Below are 18,537 nucleotides of genomic sequence, written 5' to 3' on the forward strand. Positions count from 1 at the left end.
CCTACGGTCAGGCGGTGGTGCCCACCCGGCGCCCGTCGTGCAGCTCGACGACCTGGTCGGCCCGGCCCATCAGGATCGGGTCGTGCGTGGCGACCACCGAGGCGATGCCCTGCTCGTGGGTGAGCTCGACGAGCAGATCCATGACCGTGGCGGCGGTCTCGGAGTCCAGCTGCCCGGTCGGCTCGTCGGCGATGAGGATGTCGGGCCGTGACACCAGCGCCCGGGCGATGCCGACGCGCTGCTGCTGCCCGCCGGACAGCTCGTAGGGGCGCTGCCCGGCGTGCCGCGCGAGGCCCACGAGCTCGAGGGCCTCGGCGACCCGGGTCGAGCGCTCGCCGGCCGGGACGCGCTGCAGCCGCAGCGGCACCTCGACGTTCTCGGCCGCGGAGAGCACCGGCACCAGCCCGAAGCTCTGGAAGACGTAGCCGATCCGCTCCCGCCGCACCGCCAGCACGTCCTTCTCCGGCAGGCCCGAGAGCACCCGCCCGTCGTCGAGCAGAACCTCCCCCGACGTCGGCCGGTCCAGCCCTCCGAGCAGGTTGAGCAGGGTCGTCTTGCCCGACCCGGAAGGCCCGCGCACGACGGTCAGCCGCCCGGCGGGCACCTCGATGTCGACGCCCGCGAGGGCGTGCACCTCGGTCGCGCCCGAGCCGAAGGTCCGGTGCAGCCCCCGTCCGGCGAGGACCGTCGCCCCGCTCTCCGGCCCGGTCTCCTCCTGCGGGTATGCCGCGCGCTCGCTCATCGCTCCTCCTCGCCGTCCGTCGTGGGCGGTCGCGTCCCGCCGTTGGCGGGCAGGTGGTGCTCCTGGTCGTCGGGCCACACCTGCACGTGGGTCGGCTCCTTCTCGATCCGCACCCGGTCGTGCAGGCCCAGCTCGCGGACGTACGCCTGGGGCAGCTGGATGCGGCCGGCCCGGTCGATGACGGTGTACTCGCGGGCGACCAGGCGCTCCACGCCGTCCTCGCCGACGACCCGTTCCCGCAGCACCTCGGTGGAGGTGCGGCCGTCGCGGATCTGCACGGTCCGGCGGACGTGGTCGGAGACGGTCGGGTCGTGGGTGACGACGAGCACCGTGGTGCCCAGCTCGCCGGCGGCCGAGCGCATCGCCTCGAGCACCTGCTCGGAGGCGGCGTCGTCCAGCTCGCCGGTGGGCTCGTCGGCGAGCAGCACCGAGGGGGAGTTGGCCAGGGCGGTGGCGATCGCCACCCGCTGCTGCTGGCCGCCCGAGAGCTGGGCGGGCCGGCGGTCGGCGCAGTCGGCCACGCCGAGCAGGTCCAGCAGCTCGGCGACGCGCCCGCCCCGCTCCTTGCGGCTGCTGATGACCATCGGCAGCGCGACGTTGTCCGCGGCGGTGAGGAAGGGCAGCAGGTTGCGGGAGGTCTGCTGCCAGACGAACCCGACGACGTGGCGCTGGTAGTCCACCCGCTGCGCGCGGTTCATCGTCAGCAGGTCCACGCCGGCGACGCGGGCCTTGCCGCCGGTCGGCCGGTCGAGGCCGGAGAGGATGCCGAGCAGCGTGGACTTGCCCGAGCCGGAGGCGCCGACCAGCGCGACGACGTCGCCGGGGTCGACGACGAGGTTGAGGCCCTGCAGGGCCTGGACCTCGACGCCCTCGGTCGAGTAGATCCGCACGAGGTCCTCGCACCAGATGTCGGGGCCGGAGTACTCCCGCACGGGGGCGACCCCGCCGTGGTCGGTGGTCGTGCTTGCGGTGGTGGTGGTCATCGTTCCTCCCCGACGCGCAGCGACTGCGCGAGGTTGGTGCGCCCGGCGAGCCAGGCGCTGACGGATACGGCGAGCAGGACGGTGAGGACGACGGCGAGCAGGACCGCGCCGACGGTCACCGGGTCGACGGACAGGGCGGGCTGGTGCTGTCCGCCGGTGAGGCCGCGCAGGTCCACGGCCCGCACGAGCACCCAGGGGATCGCGAGCCCGAGCGCGGCACCCACGACGAGGGAGGTGACCAGCAGCGGACCGAGCTCCCAGGCGGTGAGCGCGCGGGTCTGCCGCGGGGCCAGGCCGAGGGTGCGCAGCACCGCGAGCAGCCGGGCGCGGGCGCCCGCGCCCATCAGCTGGACGACGACGATCGAGAGCACAGTGAGCAGGCCGCTGAGCAGCGCCGCGCCGACGAACGCCCGGGTCAGCCCGATGGTGACCGGGGCGGAGGTGAACTCGTCCAGCTCCTCCTGCACCGTGGTGACGACGCCGGCGCCGATGACGCCGCGGATCTCCTCCGCGACCCGGGCGGGGTCCGCGCCCTCGTCGACCGCGACCAGCGCGCTGCGCCCGGTGGGGGTGGTCTTGCCCGCAGCCTCCCACCGGTCCTTGGCGATGAGCGCCCAGCTCCCTGGCGTGACCAGGCCGGGCAGCTCGTCGAGGTGGCCGACGACCTGCACCGCCCCGAGCGTGCCCAGGTCGCCGTCACCGGCGGGCAGGGTGACCTCGCCGCCCGTGACGACCGGCACCGGCCCGTCCTGGGCGTAGAAGGACGGCGGCGGGCCGACCGCCTGCGACGGTGGCCCCAGCACCTGCTGCAGGGAGTCGTCGGCGATGAGCAGCCGCAGGCTGTCGCGCTCGTTACCCACGACCAGGTCGAGCCGGGTGCCGAGGTCGCGCACCCGGGCGACCTCCCGCACGCCGTCGACGCCCTCGAGCAGTTCGACGAAGGAGTCGTCGGCGTAGGGGCCGCTGATCCGGACCGAGGCGCCGTTCTGCTGCCAGGCGGCGGCCTCGGCGCCGCGGGTCACGGTCGTCAGCAGCACCGCGCTGGCCAGCGCGATCGTGGTGCCGAGGACGACGGCAAGGGCGGGGACGAGCCCGCCGGCCGGGTCGCGCAGGGCGCGGGCCGCGCCGAGGAAGGGGGTGAGCGAGGTGCGGCGCCGCAGCACGCGGGTGAGGCCGGCCAGCGGCAGGGGGTAGAGGCGCAGCGCCACCACGCAGGCGGCCAGCGCGAGCAGCAGCGGTGTGGCCGCCGCGAGCAGGTCGATGCCGGAGTCGGCGGCGGCGTCCCCGCGCGAGTCGCGGCCGAGCAGCCGCCAGGTGGCCAGGGCCGCCAGGACGAGGACGGCCGCCTCGACCACCCAGCGCCAGCGGCTGGAGCTGCGCGCGGACAGGTCGCTGCGCTGCTGGAGCAGCGAGGCGTCGTCGAGCGAGGCCGCCAGCGCGGCGGCCGGCACGACCGCGACGACCCCGGTGACGACCCACTCCCACCACCGGGAGGTCGTCGGCAGCGCCAGCTGGGCCACGACGTGGCCGAGCACCGCAGCAGGGACACCGAGGGCCAGGCCCTCGATCGCCACCAGCCACCGCAGCTGCGTCGGACTGGCGCCGCGGGCGAGCGTCATCGCCAGCGCGGACCGGCGCCGGTGCACCACGAGCCGGGCGCCGAGCGACGTGACGGCGGCGGCGACCCCGAGCGGGCCGGCGGCGACCACCGCGAGCAGCGAGTTGGTGGCCCGCTGCTGCCTGGCGACCTGGTCCAGGGTGCCGGTCAGCTCGGTGGTGAAGGAGGGCAGCTGGTCGCCCTGCAGCGGGCCCAGGACCGGGTCGCCCGCCGCGACGATGACGTGCTGCTGGGCGAGCATCCGGGTCAGCTGGCGGCGCAGCAGCCGGGTGTCGATCCGGGCGGCGGTGACGGCGCTGGCGTCGACGGGGTACCAGAGCTCCATCCGCACCGAGGCCGGCGGCCCCAGGCTGCCGCGGTTGAGCGGGTTGAGGTAGGCCGTGACCTGCGCCGCCTCGCCCCTGTTGGGGTTGGCCAGGATCCCCATCTTCGTGCCGTTGGGCACGTGCTGCCAGCGCGGGTCGTCCGGGTCCTTGGGCCGGTAGGTGCCGGCCAGCTCCAGGCCCGGGGCGATCTCGTCGCCGACCTCCCAGTGCGTCTTCTCGGCCGCCTCGTCCAGGATCATCACCTGCACCGGCGCGGGCTCCTCCGCGGCACCGGGGTCACCGTCACGCGTGCGGGCGCCGGTGTTGCCTCCGTCCAGGGAGAGCACTGGCCAGTCGCCGTCCACGAGCTCGACCAGGTCCTCCAGGTGCGGGTCGGCGTAGACGGTGATCGTGGCCTGGTAGTAGGTCGACTCGATCGGCGGCACGGTGTCGATGCTGTGGGTGAGGAAGGCGTGCATCTGCGCGGGCTGGAGCAGCGAGCGCAGCGGCTGGGGCTGCTCCTGGCGCACCCGCTCGGCACCGTCCTCGAAGGCCTGCCAGGAGTCGGTCGGTCGGCCGGCGTCGTCGAGGGTGGCGGGGAACTCCACGGTCGTCCCCCAGGTGCCGGTGACGTCGCGCTGGAGGGCCGAGAGGCTGCCGACGTCCTGGGCGAGCTGGCGCGCCTGCACGTCGTCGAGGGCCCGGGGCACCGCGGTGAGGAGGAGGGAAACCAGCCCGACGAGCAGCGCCAGGGCGGCCGACACCCACGGGTCGGCGGCGAACTGGCGGGCCGCCAGACCCGCGGAGGTGTGGCGTCGGGTGCTGTGCCGGCCGGTCACCTGATCTCCTCCCGGTAGTCGTGGTCGAGGGCCTGCGCGCGGACCCGCGTCGCCTGGCCGCCGACCACGAGCAGCACGACCAGCGCGCCGACGCCCATGAGCGCGGCCCACACTCCCGGCTCGAGCAGCAGCTGGGCCGGCAGGCTCGCCTGGCCCGGCAGGGCCGTGGAGCGGGCCAGCTCGGGGACGACGGCCCGGCCGACCAGCCAGGAGGCCACCAGCCCGAGCGCGACGGAGGCCAGCACCACCCCGCCCAGCTCGAGGGCGCGCGAGCGCGCCTGCGAGCGCGGCGTCATACCCAGGGCGCGGAGCACGGCGACCTCGGGCCGGCGGTGTCCGAGCAGGGTGGCGGCGACCGCCCCGATGCCGGTCACCGCGAGCAGGACCGCGCCGACCGAGGCGACCCAGAAGACGAGGCGGGCCGCGCTCGTGGCGTCGGTGACCGCCACGCGCCCGGGCCCGGTGACCGTGGCGACGCCGTCGCGGCCGGCGAGCTCCTCGACGACTGTGCTGGTGGTCTCGTCCGTGCGGGCGTCGGCGGCGCCCTCGACGCCCGACCAGCCGTCGGGCATCGCCCAGAGCTCGGTGGGGTAGGGCAGCGGGCGCTGCTGCGCGACGAACTGCGCGGCGACCGCGTCCCGGTCGAGCAGGACGCCCGTGGCGGACAGCGAGCCTGGGACGGCCGGCACCACGGCGACGACCTCGATCGGCAGCTGGCTGCCGAACGCGTTGAGCTGCGCCCGGTCCCCGACGCGCAGGCCGGCGGCCGACGCCGTGGCAGCGGTCAGCGCCGCGGGCACGGTGCCGGTGGAGGCGGCGGCCTCGACGGTGGTGTTCTCCTCCTCCTGCTGCGACGGCGTCGGTGCCGTCGTCGGAGGCGCGGCGTCCTCGACGTACTCCAGGCCGGGGGCGATCGTGACGTCGTCCGGGAACATGACGTCCGAGCCCTGGTGGATCGTCCACGTCCTCCCCGAGGTGTCGAGCTCCCCCGGCACCTGGCGGGTCAGCCCCTGCGTGAGCCGGCCGCCGTCCGGCAGCACGGTCGTGACGGTCGCCTCGGGGTCGACGCCCGCGTTCTCCGCCTCGATGTCGGCGAGGACCTGGGGCGAGGCCAGCGTGAGCGAGCCCCACCCGGCGGTCGCCGCGCCGAACAGGTCGGTCCCGTCGCCGGTGCGTGCGGTGAGCTGTGCGTCGACGTCCGGCGGCAGCGCGGGGAAGCCACGGAAGCGCTCGTTGGGGCGCAGGAGGTCGACCCCGACGAGGGTGAAGGAGGTGTCCTGGGGGAGGGCGAAGGTGATGTCGGCGTCGCCGCCACCCTGGGTGATCTCTGCGCGGGTGTAGTCGATGTCCTCCACCTGATCGCCGGCCTCGACCTGCGCGGTCCAGGGCAGCGTGACCGCGGGCATCCTCAGGTCCACGGTGCCGCCGTCCACGGTGCGGTAGATGCCGTGCGTCGTGTCCACGAACCGCAGCCTGAGGTCCCACGTCGTCTGGGAGGGGGCGTTGACGAACTGGCTGTCCATCATCATCCGGGCGTCGGCCCGCGCCTGGGCCTCGTCGGGCTGCGCCTGCCCGAAGACGCCGTCCATGACGTCCTTGACCGTCTGCTCGAAGCCTGCCTGGACGCCCTCCAGGGCCTTCTCGTCGGCGGTGAGGTCCACGTCCACGGTGACGGTGACCTCGCGGGTGCCGGGCGGGATCTCGACCCCGGCGGGGGCCGGCGTGGGCACGGTGAGGGCCTGCACCGGGACCAGCTGCTGGCCGGTGGGGAGCTGCGCCAGGCTCACGGTCTGCGCGAGCTCGCCCGCCGGGGCCATCGTCACGGGGACCTCGAGGTCGCCCAGCCGTGAGGTCTCGTCGAGCCACACCGGGGCCGTGGAGGTGGTGCCGGTGACGCCGGTCGGCAGCTGCGGCGCCGGGGGGACCTGGCCGTCGGCGGCCACCTTGGGCGGTGCCTCCAGCGTGGCGCGCACCGGAGCGCCCTGGCCGACCGCGGCGAGGTTGTCCCGCAGCGCCGCGGAGGTGCCTGCGTAGAGTCCCGAGAGCGTCGTCGCGCCGACGGCGAGGACGGTGAGGACGGCGGGCACGGCATACACGGGCAGGCGGCGCGCGACCTGGGCGGCGGCCAGGTGCCCGGCGGCCGAGCGGCCGGACCTGGTCAGCGCCTCCACGAGGCGGCCGAGGGGGCCGAGCAGCGCCATGGCCACGACGGCCGCCGCCGCGAGCAGCAGCGCTGGCGCCGCGCCGGCGACCAGGTCGGTGCCGAGCGAGCCGTCGTCGCGGGTGACGAGCGGGGAGCCGTTGCGCCGCAGCTGCCACCAGGAGACGCCGGCCGCGCCGAGCACGAGGACGAGGGTGGCCAGGGCGGTGGCGGCGCGGGTGCGGCCGGAGATGTCCGCGGTCCCCCCCGCGGTGAGACGCCGCACCTGGATCGCGGCCACCGCGGCCAGGACGACCAGGACCGCCAGCCCGGTGAGCAGGGCGACGCGGACGACGGTGCCGCCCTGGCCCGGGCCGGCCGGGACGGCCTGGAGGACCGCCCACGCGGCCAGCGCCCCCAGCGTGCTGCCGACGACAGTGACGACGGCCGACTCGCCCACCGTGCTGACCAGGACCTGGGTGCGGGTGGCGCCGCGGGCGACGAGCAGCTGCGCCTGCGCCTCGCGGGTGGTCGCCAGCAGCCGCGCCAGCTGGATCACCGAGAGCATGGTGACCAGCGCCAGGACCGACAGGGGGATGACGCCGAGGGCGTTGGCGGTGGCCAGGTTGTGGGCCGCGGTGCCGGCCGTCGGGGCCAGGTCGCCCTCGACGGTCACGCCGCGGACGTCGACCCCGGGGGTCTTCAGGGTGGAGCGCAGACTCTCCGCGGCGGAGGACAGGTGCGCGAGGTCGCCGGGCTGGATCTCGCGCGCGTCCGGCTGGACGGTCCACCGCACGAAGGGCGCGTCGACGAGCTGGGCCACCGAGCCGGGCGGGACGAGGAGCGGGCCGCGCTCCTTGCCGTCCCGACCGGTCGCCACGAGCGGGTCGCCGAACCAGTAGGCGTCGCCCGGGTCGACCGGGCGCCACAGGCCCGCGACCGCGACCGGGGTGCCGTCGACCTCGAGGGTGTCGCCGACGCCGACGCCCCACTCGGCGGCGGGCCCGGCGTGCAGCAGGCCCTGGACCGGGTCGGTGGCCGCCTGCGGCCAGCCGCCCTCGACGACGTCCACCCTGTCCCCGACGTCCGGGTCGTCGGGGGTGAGCGCCTCGCTGGCCAGGACGACGACGTCCCCCTTCAGGACGGTGCCGTCGACGTCCGTCACCGGCCGGGGCGGGCTGACGACGGTGCGCTGCACGCTGACCGGCGCGGGTGCGAACGCCTCGTCGATGAGCCCGCGGGCGGCGGAGTCCTGGGCGGCGGGGTCGTCGCCCTCGCGCGTCTGCACGCGGATGCCGGCCTCGCCCGGAGGGGCACCGGTGATCGCCTGCCGGGCGGCGGTCGTGGCCGCCGCGCCGGAGTAGCCCACGGCCCCGGCCAGGATCGCGGTCGTGGCCGTGACCAGCGCCAGCAGGGTCAGGAGCAGGCCTGTCGAGGCCCGGGCGCGGCGCAGCACCCAGCCGAGCCACGACGTCATGCGGTGAATCCTATGCCGCAGCCTGCGGAGCGCGGTGCCCGGTGCGAACCGGTGCTCAGTCCAGCTGCCGGTGGTCGACGATCCGGCGCGCCTTGCCCACCGAGCGCTCGATGCCGCCCTCGGCCAGCACCACGACCTGGGCGGACGTGCCGATCCTGGACTTGATCCGGTGGGCGACGTCGCGGGCCAGGACCTCCCGGCGCTCCGGCGGCAGGCCGGGCGCGCCCTCGATGTTGACGGTGAGCTCGTCCATCCGCCCCGGCCGGGTCAGCACGCACTGGAAGTGCGGCGTGAGCCCGTCGACCTTGAGCACGATCTCCTCGATCTGGGTCGGGAAGACGTTGACGCCGCGCACGATCATCAGGTCGTCGGAGCGCCCGGTGATCTTGGCCATCCGGCGGAAGCTCGGGCGCGCGGTGCCGGGCATCAGCCGGGTCAGGTCGCGGGTGCGGTAGCGCAGCACCGGCATCGCCTCGCGCGTCATCGCGGTGAGCACGAGCTCGCCCTCCTCCCCCTCGGGGACCGGCTCCTCGGTGATCGGGTCGATGATCTCGGGGTAGAAGTGGTCCTCCCACAGGGTCAGTCCGTCCTTGGTCTCGACGCACTCCTGGGCCACGCCCGGTCCCATCACCTCGGAGAGCCCGAAGATGTCGGTGGCGTGCATCTGGCACTCCGCCTCGATCTCCTCGCGCATCGCCTGCGTCCAGGGCTCGGCGCCGAAGACACCGATCTGCAGCGAGGTCTCCGACGGGTCGAGTCCGAGGCTCTTGACGTGGTCCATCATCGCCAGGAAGTAGGAGGGGGTGACCATGATCACCGACGGTTTGAGCTCGCGGATGAGCTGGATCTGCTTCTCGGTCTGCCCACCGCTCATCGGGATCGCTGTGCAGCCGAGCCGCTCCACCCCGTAGTGGGCGCCGAGGCCACCGGTGAACAGGCCGTAGCCGTAGGCCACGTGCACCATGTCGCCCGGCCGCACGCCCGCGGCGCGCAGGCAGCGGGCCACCAGGTCGGCCCAGGTGTCGATGTCCTTCCTCGTGTAGCCGACGACGGTGGGGCGCCCGGTCGTCCCCGAGCTGGCGTGCACGCGCACGCAGTGCTCGCGCGGCACCGCGAACATCCTGAACGGGTAGTTGTCCCGCAGGTCCGCCTTGGTCGTGAACGGCAGCAGCCGGACGTCCTCGAGGGTCCGTATGTCGTCAGGGTGCACCCCGCGCTCGTCCAGCGCCCGGCGGTAGTGCGCCACTCCCTCGTAGGCGCGGCGCACGCAGTCCTGCAGCCTGCTGAGCTGCTCGCTGCGCAGCTGGTCGACCGACCAGTTCTCGGCGTCGTCGTAGAGGTCGGGCCGGGGCTCGATCGTCGGCAGTGACATGGGCACCTCTCTCACGTTCGGCTTCCCCTGGAGCGTATGCCCGGTGACGGTGGCCGCGCAGGTGCGTCACCGCATACCCGGACCCGCAGCTGCGTCCTGGACCCGCCCGGTGTGGTTCCCCGGGTGCGCGGGCAGGGTCGTCAGCGCGGTGGCAGCGACCGGCTCCGGCCGCGGAACTCGGCCACGACCGCGCCGTCGGACTCCCGGTTCACGGTGACGTCGGTGATGCCGCTGCGCCCGTAGGTGATGCGCTCGCGCGCCTCGGCGACGAGCACGTCGTCCAGGCGCCCGGCGGTGAGGAAGGTGATGTCGGCGCCGGCCGCGACGGTCGGCCGCCCGGTCGCGTTGCAGGCCAGCGCGAAGGTGGAGTCGGCCAGGGTGAAGAGGAACCCGCCGTGCATGATGCCGTGCCCGTTGACCATCGTCCCCACGACCGTCATCCGGGTGCGGGCGTGGCCGAGCCGCTGACCGCCCGCGAGGTCCACGCCGACCTCGAGAGCCTCGATGCCGAGGCCCGCCGAGGCCTGGTCCTCCGCCCACATGCGCCGGACGTGGGTCAGGTCGGGGGCTTCTTCCGCACTCACCGCAGCGCCTCGCTCGGGCGGTAGCGGCCGCCGGGGTAGGCGGTGTCGAGCTCCTCGAGCCGGGCGCGGACGGTGGCGGCGCCGAGCTGCTCGAGCCACTCGAAGGGGCCCTGGGGGTAGTTGGTGCCGAGCTTCATCGCGGTGTCGACGTCGTCGGCGGTCGCCTCGCCGCGGTGGACCAGGTCGACGCCCTCGTTGACGAGCATGGTCAGGGTGCGGGCCACCGGGTCGGTGCGCAGGGGGCCGCCGACGAGCCGGGCGGCCAGCTCCTCGTCCGGGACGGCGTCGAGCATCTTCCCGGACTCGTCGTAGCGGAAGACGCCGCGCCCGGTCTTGCGGCCCAGGCGGCCGGCGCGGACCAGGTCGCGCTGGTATGCCGTGGGCGCGTAGCGCGGGTCCTGCCCCGTCTGGTGCCAGACCGACTCGCCGACGGCCAGGTTGACGTCCTGGCCGATGAGGTCGGTCAGCTCCATGGGACCCATCCGGAAGCCGGCCTGCCGGAGGGTCAGGTCGAGGCTGGCCGGGTCCACGAGCCCCTCCTCGACCATCCGCTGCGCCTCGCCGTAGAAGGGGCGGGCCACCCGGTTGACGATGAACCCCGGCGTGGAGGCGCACCGGACCGGTGTCTTGCCCCAGGTCCGCATCAGGGCGCTCGCGTCGTCGAGCACGGTCGGGTCGGAGAGCTCGCCGGAGACGACCTCGACGAGCCTCATCAGGGGCGGCGGGTTGAAGAAGTGCAGCCCGATGACCCGGCCGGGCTGCGCCATCGCGGGGGAGGTGCCGCCGTGCAGGGCCGCGTCGTGCCCAGTCGTGGCCACGCCGGTGATCGCGTCGATCGACAGGCTGGAGGTGTTGGTGGCGAGCACCGTCGTCGGGGACTGTGCCTCCTCGAGCTGGCGGAAGATCACCCGCTTGATGTCGATCTGCTCCACGACCGCCTCGACGACCAGCGCCACCGGCGGGACGGTCGTCATGTCCCTGGTGGTGTGGGTGCTGATCCGGGCGAGGGTGGCCTGCGCGGTCCCGCGGTCGACCCTGCCCCTGGCCACGAGCGTGTCGAAGGTGGCCGTGAGCTTCTCGACGGCCCTCTCGGCGGCTCCTCGCTGGCTGTCCACGAGCGTGACGGGGTGGCCCGCCTGCGCCGCCACCTGGGCGATGCCCGAGCCCATCGCGCCCGCGCCGATGACGGCGACGGGCAGGTCGGCGGGGGCGAGGCACGAGGGCGCGCCGGTCGTGCTGGTGGTCGGTGCGCTGCTGGTGGCCGGGTCTCCCGCCCCGGCCGGGCGAAGGGGGCTGCCGGTCACCGTGGGGTCCTGCGGCTGCGTCATGGATCCACTCTGGCACGGGCGTTCGCTGCGGTCGTCCAGGAGTGCCGAGGCGGCCCTGCGACGTCGGGGAAGACCCGCGGCCCGTGGAAGAGGGTCCCGTGGGACTGCTGCGTCTCGCGGCACTTCCACGGGACGCTGATCCACGGGACCAGCATGCCGGGCCTGTGGATGAGCACGGTCGGCCACGGACGGGACGTGCCAGCCTGGGTATGCGCCCGAGAAGCGGTGGGCGGAGGCCAGGACGCGTGTCCGGCTGCACGAGCGCCGGGCGGGTCGTGGGAGACGCGCGCGACAGTCGGAGGAAGGCGCGAGACAGATGCAGGGACCGGGATGGAACGTGGCGAAGCAGTCGGCGCAGGAAGACGGTGGTCCCGGGTCTGGGCCGATCGGAGCCGGGACGTCGGCGGACAGGCTGGACCGCCGCGCCCGCATCGGCGGAGAGCTCGCACGGCTCCGCGGCGGGGTGGCTCTGCGTCAGGACCTGCTCTCGGCCGGTCTCACCCGTCACGACATCGACGGCCAGGTCCGCCGACGGTTGTGGCACCGCGGCGGGAAGCACACGATCTGCATCGACGGCCGTGAGCCCACCGGTGAGGGGCTCCTCTGGCGGGCGCTGTGGGAGTCAGGTCCGCGTTCCGTGCTGGACGGGCCGACGGCGCTCATCGCCGCCGGACTCACGTCGTGGACCGAGGACCTCATCCATGTCACCGTGCCGCGCAACGCGACCTATCGCCGGCTGCCCGGCGTGCGGCACCACGTGCTCCGCGACCTCGGCCCCCGCGTGACGACCGGCCTGCGCCGGACCAAGCCGGAGGTCGCCCTCGTCAGGGCCGCAGAGTGGGCGAGGTCGGACCGGGCGGCGGCGACCCTGCTGGCCATGGCCGTGCAGCAGCGGCTGGTGTCGACGACCGCGTTGCTCGAGCGGTGGGAGTGCGTCGGCCGGTCGCGCCGGCGCAGCGTTCTCGACGGGGTGATCAAGGACATCTGCGACGGGGCGCACTCGATCAACGAGCTGGACGTCTCCAGAGCCTGCCGCGGCGCCGGGCTGCCCGAACCTTCCCGCCAGGCCGTGCGGACGGGGCCGGGCGGCCGCGTCTACCTCGACCTGTTCTGGGAGGGGGAGGACGTGCACGCCGAGATCCATGGGGCGCACCACTTCGTCGGGCTGAAGGTCGTGGACGACTCGCTGCGGCTCAACGACCTGGCGATCACGAGCGACACCATGATCAGTCTGCAGATCCCCGTCCTGGGGTGGCGCATCTCGCCAGCGCCGTTCCTCGACCAGATCCGGGCAGCCATCGAGGAGGGCCGGCGCCGCCGCCGGCGCCGCGCAGGGTGAGCTCGCCCCGCGGAAGCCCGTCCCGCGGGAGCCCGTCCCGCGGAAGCCCGTCCCGCGGGAGCCCGTCCCGCGGAAGAGCGTCCCGTGGAGATGCTGTGTCGCGCAGCACTCCCACGTGACGATCTTCCACGGGACCGCTGTCCCCCAGCGCCACCCCCGCTGTTCCCCAGCGCCACACCCGCTGTCCACCGGCACCAGACCAGGCGGCCCGGACCACATCCGGTGGACCGCGCCCGGCCGCGCCTGACACGCTCGCATCGTGGGCCACGTCAACCTCGACCAGATCTCCTTCGTCCTGCCGGACGGCCGTCCGCTGCTCGACGAGGTGAGCTTCCGCGTCGGCGAGGGGGCGGTCGTGGCGCTGGTCGGACCGAACGGCACCGGCAAGACCACCCTGCTGCGCATCGTCGACGGAGAGCTCGACCCGCACGGCGGCACGGTCACCCGCAGCGGCGGTCTGGGCGTGATGCGCCAGTTCGTCGGGTCCGTGCGCGACGACTCCACCGTGCGCGACCTGCTCGTCTCCGTCGCGCCCGAGCGCATCGCCGCCGCCGCCCGTGCCCTGGACACCGCCGAGCTGGCGATCATGGAGATCGACGACGAGCCGGCCCAGATGGCCTACGCCCAGGCGCTCGCCGACTGGGGCGACGTCGGTGGCTACGAGCAGGAGACCCGCTGGGACGAGGTCACCACCGCGGCCCTGGGGACGCCGTTCCAGCGGGTCCAGTGGCGCCGCGTCGCCACCCTCTCCGGCGGCGAGCAGAAGCGCGTCGTCCTCGAGGCGCTCCTGCGCGGACCCGACGAGGTGCTCCTGCTCGACGAGCCGGACAACTACCTCGACGTGCCGGGCAAGCGGTGGCTCGAGGAGCAGCTGCGCGCCTCCACCAAGACCGTCCTGCTCGTCAGCCACGACCGCGAGCTGCTCGGCAACGCAGCCACCCGCGTCGTCACCCTCGAGCCCGGCGCCGCGGGGGCCACCGCCTGGACGCACCCGGGCAGCTTCGCCACCTGGCACCGCGCCCGCGAGGAGCGCAACGCCCGGCTGGAGGAGATGCTTCGGCGGTGGGAGGACGAGCACGCCAAGCTGCGCGCGCTCGTGCTCATGTACAAGCAGAAGGCCGCCTACAACTCCGACATGGCGATGCGCTACCAGGCCGCGCAGACCCGCCTGCGCCGCTTCGAGGAGGCCGGGCCGCCGGAGAAGGTCGCCCGCGAGCAGAACGTCACCATGCGCCTCACCGGGGGCCGCACCGCCAAGCGCGCGGTGGTCTGCGAGCGGCTCGAGCTGCTGGCGCCGGGGGAGGCTGAGGGTGAGCCGACCGTGTCGCCGGTCGCGGAGGGCGCGCCGGGGGACGCGGACTCGCTCATGCGGCCGTTCGACCTGGAGGTCTGGTATGGCGAGCGCGTCGCCGTGCTCGGGTCGAACGGCTCGGGCAAGTCGCACTTCCTCCGCCTGCTCGCGGCCGGGGGGTCCGACCCCGACGTGGAGCACCAGCCGGTGGGCGAGGCCGGACCGCCGGCGGTGCGGCATACAGGAACGGCGCGGTTGGGCTCGCGGGTGCGACCGGGCTGGTTCGCCCAGACCCACGACGGGCACACCTTCGACGGCCGGACGCTGCTGGAGATCCTGCACCGCGGCGACGACCACCGGCGCGGTCGCACGCGCGACGAGGCGTCACGGGTGCTGGACCGCTACGAGCTGGCGCGGCAGGCGGAGCAGACCTTCGACTCCCTGTCCGGCGGTCAGCAGGCGCGCTTCCAGATCCTCATGCTCGAGCTCTCCGGGGCCACGCTCCTGCTCCTGGACGAACCCACCGACAACCTCGACCTGGACTCGGCCGAGGCGCTGGAGGAGGGGCTGGGCAGGTTCGAGGGCACGGTGGTCGCGGTCACCCACGACCGGTGGTTCGCGCGCGGCTTCGACCGCTTCCTCGTCTTCGGCGCCGACGGCGAGGTCTACGAGGCCGACCAGCCGGTCTGGGACGAGCGACGGGTGCGGCGCCGACGGTGATCGACCTCGGCGGTCGGCCGCGGCACCGGCGACGGTCCCGTCGAGGTGTCGCCGCGCAGGTGCTTGAGCACGAGCTCGGCGCTGATCAGGCACATCGGCAGCCCGATGCCCGGGATGGTGCTGGACCCGGCGTAGTACAGGCCCTCGACGTGGCTGGACCGGTTGCGCGCGCGGAACATCGCACTCTGCCGCAGCGTGTGGCCAGGACCGAGCATGCCTCCACGCCAGGCGGAGAGGTCCTCGGCGAAGTCACCGGGACCGATGGTGTGCCGGACGACGACGCGCTCGGTGAGGTCTGGCGCGTCGGCCCACCTGGCCACCTGCGCGACCGCGGCGTCCGCGATCGCCTCCACCTGGGGGCTGCCGCTCCCGTCGGCTCCGCCGCGACCCAGGCCGGGGTCGGCAGGGACGGGCACGAGGACGAAGAGGTTCTCGTGGTCCGCCGGGGCGACGCCCGGGTCGGTGGCCGACGGTCTGCAGACGTAGACGGAGGCCGGGTTGGGCACCCGACCCTCGAAGATCGCGTCGAAGTTGGCGTGCCAGTCGTGGGTGAAGAAGAGCGAGTGGTGCGGCAGCTGCGGCAGGCCGCCGCGCACGCCCAGCAGCACGAGGACGGCTCCGGGCCCAGACTCGCGGCGGTCCCAGTACTCCTGCGGGTAGGTGCGCAGGTGGCGCGGCAGCAGCCGGGTCTCCAGGTGGTGCAGGTCGCCGGCCCCGACCACCACGTCCGCGGCGTGCGTGTGCTCCGTGCCGTCGGCGTCCCGCCAGCGCAGACCCGTCGCCCGGGCCCGGGGGCGTCGGCGCGCGGTGTCGGCGGTGGTCACCGCGGTGACGGTGGCCCCGGTATGGATCCGCGCGCCCTGGTCCCCCGCGAGACGGGCGATCGTGGCGATCAGGTGGCTGAAACCGCCCTGCGGATACATCACCCCGCCGGTCAGGTCCAGAGCGCTCATCAGGTGGTAGAGGCTCGGTGCCCGGTCGGGCGAGGACCCGAGGAAGACCGCCGGGTAGCCCAGCACCTGACGCAGCCGGACGTCGGCGAAACGCCGTGCGACGAAGTCCTCCAACGAGCGGGTGAGCAACGGCAGCAGGCGGGGGAGCCGGCGCAGCACCGCCGGGGAGGCGAGGGCCAGCGGTGAGGTGAAGTTGGTGTAGAGGAAGTGGCGCAGCGCGAGGTCGTAGGCCTCGCGGGCGGAGCCGAGGTATGCCGTGAGCGCGCGCCCGGCACCGGTCTCGGTCTGCTCGAACGTCGCGAGGTTGGCGTCGGTGTCGGCGCGCACGTCCAGGGGAGCCGGAGCGGCTGCCCCTGGCGCACCCTCGTAGAACACCCGGTAGGCAGGGTCGAGGACGCGCAGGTCGAGCTGCTCCTCGGAGGAGGTCCCGAGGAGCTGGAAGAAGTGGTCGAACACCTCGGGCATGAGGTACCACGACGGGCCGGTGTCGAAGCGGAACCCGCCCACCGACCGCGAGCCGGCCCTGCCGCCGACGCCTTGCTGCTGCTCGAACAGGTCGACGTCGTGCCCGTCCCTGGCGAGCAGCGCGGCGGTGGCCAGTCCGGCGATGCCACCGCCGACGATCGCCACCCTCATCGGGCGACCAGTGCGCTGCGCGCCAGGATCCGGGCCTTGACCAGGTCCGGCACGCGCACCCGCTCCTGGGCGATCCGGGCGGCCGGGGTGGTGCGCAGCCGCGTCGACAAGGCGCAGAACAGGCCGTGGGCCGCGTGCACGGCACACCGGCTGCTCGCCGGGAGCCGTCCGATCACGGCCGCGGCTGCCTCCAGGTCGGCGTCGATGTCGTCGAGGAGAAGGTCGCGCTCGCGGTCGGTGAAGGTGGCCAGGTCGACACCGGGCAGATAGGTGCGCCCGAGCTCGCTCTGGTCGGCGTGCAGGTCGCGCAGGAAGTTGACCTTCTGGAACGCGGCGCCGAGGCGGCGGGCGCCGGGGGCGAGCTCGAGGTAGCGAGGCTCGTCTCCGTCGACGAAGACCCGCAGGCACATCAGGCCCACGACCTCCGCGGAGCCGTAGACGTAGCCGTCGAGGCTCTCGCGGTCGTGGACCTGCACGGTCAGGTCGGCGCGCATCGAGTCGTAGAAGGGGTCGACGAGGTCGCGACCGATGCCGTGCTGGGCGGCCGTGAGGGCGAAGGCGTGGACGACCAGGTTGGCGCTTCCTCCCGCGCGCAGGGCCTGGTGCGTCTCCTCCTGCAGGCTGTCGAGGAGCCGGGCGCGCTGGTCGCGGTCCCAGGGCTGGCCCTCGTCGTCGACCAGCTCGTCGGCGACCCGGACCAGGGCGTAGACGCAGCGCACGTGGGTGCGGACCGGCTCGTGCAGGAGCCGGGTGGCCCAGCCGAAGGAGGTCGAGTAGTGGCTGATGACCACGGCGGCGCTAGCCCGCGCGACCTCGTCGTAGGAGGTGGTCGACGGGATCGACCTACGGACGCGACGGGGCGTCATCAGGCTGCTCCCCTCACCCTCGTCCGGGCCCTCGTCCGGTCCTCCGCCGGCGCGGCCGCCGTGCTCGGAGCGGTCCTCGGGAGCAGCAGCCGGATCATCTCCAGCAGGGGCTCCCGCGCGGTCCCTGGCAGCGCTGCGGTCCCCGCCACGGCGGCCTCGCGCAGGTCCCGCACGAGAATCTCGACCGCGCGCCTGGCGCCGCAGGCGGTCAGCAGCTCGCGGGCGCGCCGCGCCCCGTCGGCCGTGAGGTCCGGGTCGCCCACGTACTGCGCGAGCTCCTCCCACCGGCGGGTGGAGCGCGCGACGGTGATGAGCGCGGTGCACTTGCCCTCGCGCAGGTCGCACAGCGGGTCCTTGCCGGTCTGCTCGGCGGTGGCGAAGACGCCGTCCAGGTCGTCCTGGAGCTGGAACGCGACCCCGAGGCACCTGCCGACGGCCCCGAGGGCCACGACCACGTCCTCGGGCGCCTCGGCCAGGACCGCCGCCGCCTGCAGGGGCAGCTCGAAGGAGTAGGCCGCCGTCTTCCACTCGGCGATGTCCAGCGTGTCGGCCAGGGAGGCCTCGACGGTCAGGCTGACCCGCACGTCGGCCAGCTCCCCGGCTGCGCTGCGGTGGAGCACCTCCTCGAGGAGGTCGAGCAGTCGCACCACGACGTCCCTGCGGGCACCGCACAGGGCGATCTCACGCACCGCGCCGGCGAGGGCCAGGTCCCCGGCGAGGATGCCCGCGGCCTCTCCGTAGTGGTGCGAGCGCTCCGGGGAGGCGCCGGTGGCGCGAGCCCGGCCGGCGAACGTGCCGCCGACGTTGGGTCGGCCCCGACGCACCTCGTCCCCGTCGATGACGTCGTCGTGGATGACGAAGGCCGTGTGGAGGAGCTCGATCGCATCAGCGACGGCGGAGGCGACGTGGTGGTCCCGCCCGCCGAGCGCCCGGTGGAGGTGCATGAGCAGGGCGGGGCGAAACCGCTTCCCTCCGTCGGTGAGCCCGTGCAGGGCCTCCCACAGGGCGCGGTCGTGCTCGTCCACGACCTGGGCACGACCCCGGGCGAGGAAGCGTTCGAGTGCGGGGGTGGCCAGGTCCTCCTGGCGGGGCGCGTGCGGCGGGCCGGAGGCGAGGCCCTGGCCGGCGGACGCGGCGGTCGTGGTCATGTCGGCTCGTCTCCTGTGCGTCGGGAAGCCGGTGGACCCGGATCCGGACTGGCTGCGTGACTCAAGGATGCCTCATGGACAAACATTTGACAAACGATAGACGTTAGTGGTCTGAGTCACACCTTGAGCCTACCCGTCGCAGCAACGGCGGGTAGGACGACACGGCGGAGCCCCGCCTTTGGGCAGGCCCTTGTCC

At 74.3% G+C, this 18,537-nt stretch carries 12 protein-coding genes; 2 read left to right on the plus strand and 10 right to left on the minus strand.

Annotated elements, in window-relative coordinates:
- Nucleotides 1-7 precede the first annotated feature (7 nt).
- From DV701_RS13600 to DV701_RS13630, 7 genes are all read right to left on the minus strand, one after another.
- Nucleotides 8-742, minus strand: a complete 735-nt coding sequence (locus DV701_RS13600) for an ABC transporter ATP-binding protein (protein ID WP_114929013.1) — start codon at nt 740-742, stop codon at nt 8-10.
- Nucleotides 739-1,725 (minus strand): ABC transporter ATP-binding protein, encoded by a 987-nt coding sequence (locus DV701_RS13605; RefSeq protein ID WP_114929014.1) that lies wholly within the window; start codon nt 1,723-1,725, stop codon nt 739-741. Before DV701_RS13605 ends, DV701_RS13600 begins: the two co-directional genes overlap by 4 nt.
- Nucleotides 1,722-4,487 (minus strand): FtsX-like permease family protein, encoded by a 2,766-nt coding sequence (locus DV701_RS13610; protein WP_114929015.1) that lies wholly within the window; start codon nt 4,485-4,487, stop codon nt 1,722-1,724. Before DV701_RS13610 ends, DV701_RS13605 begins: the two co-directional genes overlap by 4 nt.
- The gene (locus DV701_RS13615; RefSeq protein ID WP_114929016.1) at nt 4,484-8,104 is read right to left on the minus strand and encodes an ABC transporter permease; all 3,621 of its coding nucleotides are present in this window, start codon (nt 8,102-8,104) and stop codon (nt 4,484-4,486) included. The genes DV701_RS13610 and DV701_RS13615 overlap by 4 nt, the downstream gene beginning before the upstream one ends.
- Before the next feature lie 55 nt (nt 8,105-8,159).
- Nucleotides 8,160-9,476 (minus strand): phenylacetate--CoA ligase PaaK, encoded by a 1,317-nt coding sequence (gene paaK / locus DV701_RS13620; protein WP_114929017.1) that lies wholly within the window; start codon nt 9,474-9,476, stop codon nt 8,160-8,162.
- 140 nt (nt 9,477-9,616) lie between these two features.
- Nucleotides 9,617-10,060, minus strand: a complete 444-nt coding sequence (paaI, locus tag DV701_RS13625; RefSeq protein ID WP_228255035.1) for a hydroxyphenylacetyl-CoA thioesterase PaaI — start codon at nt 10,058-10,060, stop codon at nt 9,617-9,619.
- Nucleotides 10,057-11,388 (minus strand): 3-hydroxyacyl-CoA dehydrogenase NAD-binding domain-containing protein, encoded by a 1,332-nt coding sequence (locus tag DV701_RS13630; protein ID WP_114929019.1) that lies wholly within the window; start codon nt 11,386-11,388, stop codon nt 10,057-10,059. The genes paaI and DV701_RS13630 overlap by 4 nt, the downstream gene beginning before the upstream one ends.
- Nucleotides 11,389-11,725: 337 nt before the next feature.
- Here DV701_RS13630 and DV701_RS13635 point away from each other — a divergent pair, with 337 nt between their 5' ends.
- Together DV701_RS13635 and DV701_RS13640 are read left to right on the plus strand one after the other, a co-directional pair.
- Nucleotides 11,726-12,727, plus strand: a complete 1,002-nt coding sequence (locus DV701_RS13635) for a hypothetical protein (protein WP_162803038.1) — start codon at nt 11,726-11,728, stop codon at nt 12,725-12,727.
- Nucleotides 12,728-12,986: 259 nt separating this feature from the next.
- On the plus strand, nt 12,987-14,738 hold the full coding sequence (locus DV701_RS13640; protein WP_114929021.1) for an ABC-F family ATP-binding cassette domain-containing protein: 1,752 nt from the start codon (nt 12,987-12,989) through the stop codon (nt 14,736-14,738).
- On the opposite strand, the gene crtI is transcribed toward DV701_RS13640, so the two are convergent.
- From crtI to DV701_RS13655, 3 genes are read right to left on the minus strand one after another with little or no spacing between them, the layout of a single operon-like run.
- Complete coding sequence (gene crtI, locus DV701_RS13645) at nt 14,684-16,327, minus strand: phytoene desaturase family protein (RefSeq protein WP_114929022.1); 1,644 nt, start codon at nt 16,325-16,327, stop codon at nt 14,684-14,686. The two genes, DV701_RS13640 and crtI, sit on opposite strands and share 55 nt — an antisense overlap.
- Complete coding sequence (locus tag DV701_RS13650; protein WP_114929023.1) at nt 16,324-17,193, minus strand: phytoene/squalene synthase family protein; 870 nt, start codon at nt 17,191-17,193, stop codon at nt 16,324-16,326. Before DV701_RS13650 ends, crtI begins: the two co-directional genes overlap by 4 nt.
- A complete protein-coding gene (locus tag DV701_RS13655) occupies nt 17,193-18,341 on the minus strand; it encodes a polyprenyl synthetase family protein (RefSeq protein ID WP_114929024.1) in 1,149 nt (382 codons plus the stop codon). Before DV701_RS13655 ends, DV701_RS13650 begins: the two co-directional genes overlap by 1 nt.
- Nucleotides 18,342-18,537 lie beyond the last annotated feature (196 nt).

The organism is Ornithinimicrobium avium (assembly GCF_003351765.1).
Classification (GTDB): Bacteria; Actinomycetota; Actinomycetes; order Actinomycetales; family Dermatophilaceae; genus Ornithinicoccus; species Ornithinicoccus avius.

What these genes read in the sequence shown, in the direction of transcription:
- DV701_RS13615 (WP_114929016.1), bottom strand. Translation starts at nt 8,104, where the DNA reads ATGACGTCGTGGCTCGGCTGGGTGCTGCGCCGCGCCCGGGCCTCGACA.
- crtI (WP_114929022.1), bottom strand. Translation starts at nt 16,327, where the DNA reads ATGAGGGTGGCGATCGTCGGCGGTGGCATCGCCGGACTGGCCACCGCC.
- DV701_RS13650 (WP_114929023.1), bottom strand. Translation starts at nt 17,193, where the DNA reads ATGACGCCCCGTCGCGTCCGTAGGTCGATCCCGTCGACCACCTCCTAC.
- paaK (WP_114929017.1), bottom strand. Translation starts at nt 9,476, where the DNA reads ATGTCACTGCCGACGATCGAGCCCCGGCCCGACCTCTACGACGACGCC.
- DV701_RS13605 (WP_114929014.1), bottom strand. Translation starts at nt 1,725, where the DNA reads ATGACCACCACCACCGCAAGCACGACCACCGACCACGGCGGGGTCGCC.
- DV701_RS13600 (WP_114929013.1), bottom strand. Translation starts at nt 742, where the DNA reads ATGAGCGAGCGCGCGGCATACCCGCAGGAGGAGACCGGGCCGGAGAGC.
- DV701_RS13655 (WP_114929024.1), bottom strand. Translation starts at nt 18,341, where the DNA reads ATGACCACGACCGCCGCGTCCGCCGGCCAGGGCCTCGCCTCCGGCCCG.
- DV701_RS13630 (WP_114929019.1), bottom strand. Translation starts at nt 11,388, where the DNA reads ATGACGCAGCCGCAGGACCCCACGGTGACCGGCAGCCCCCTTCGCCCG.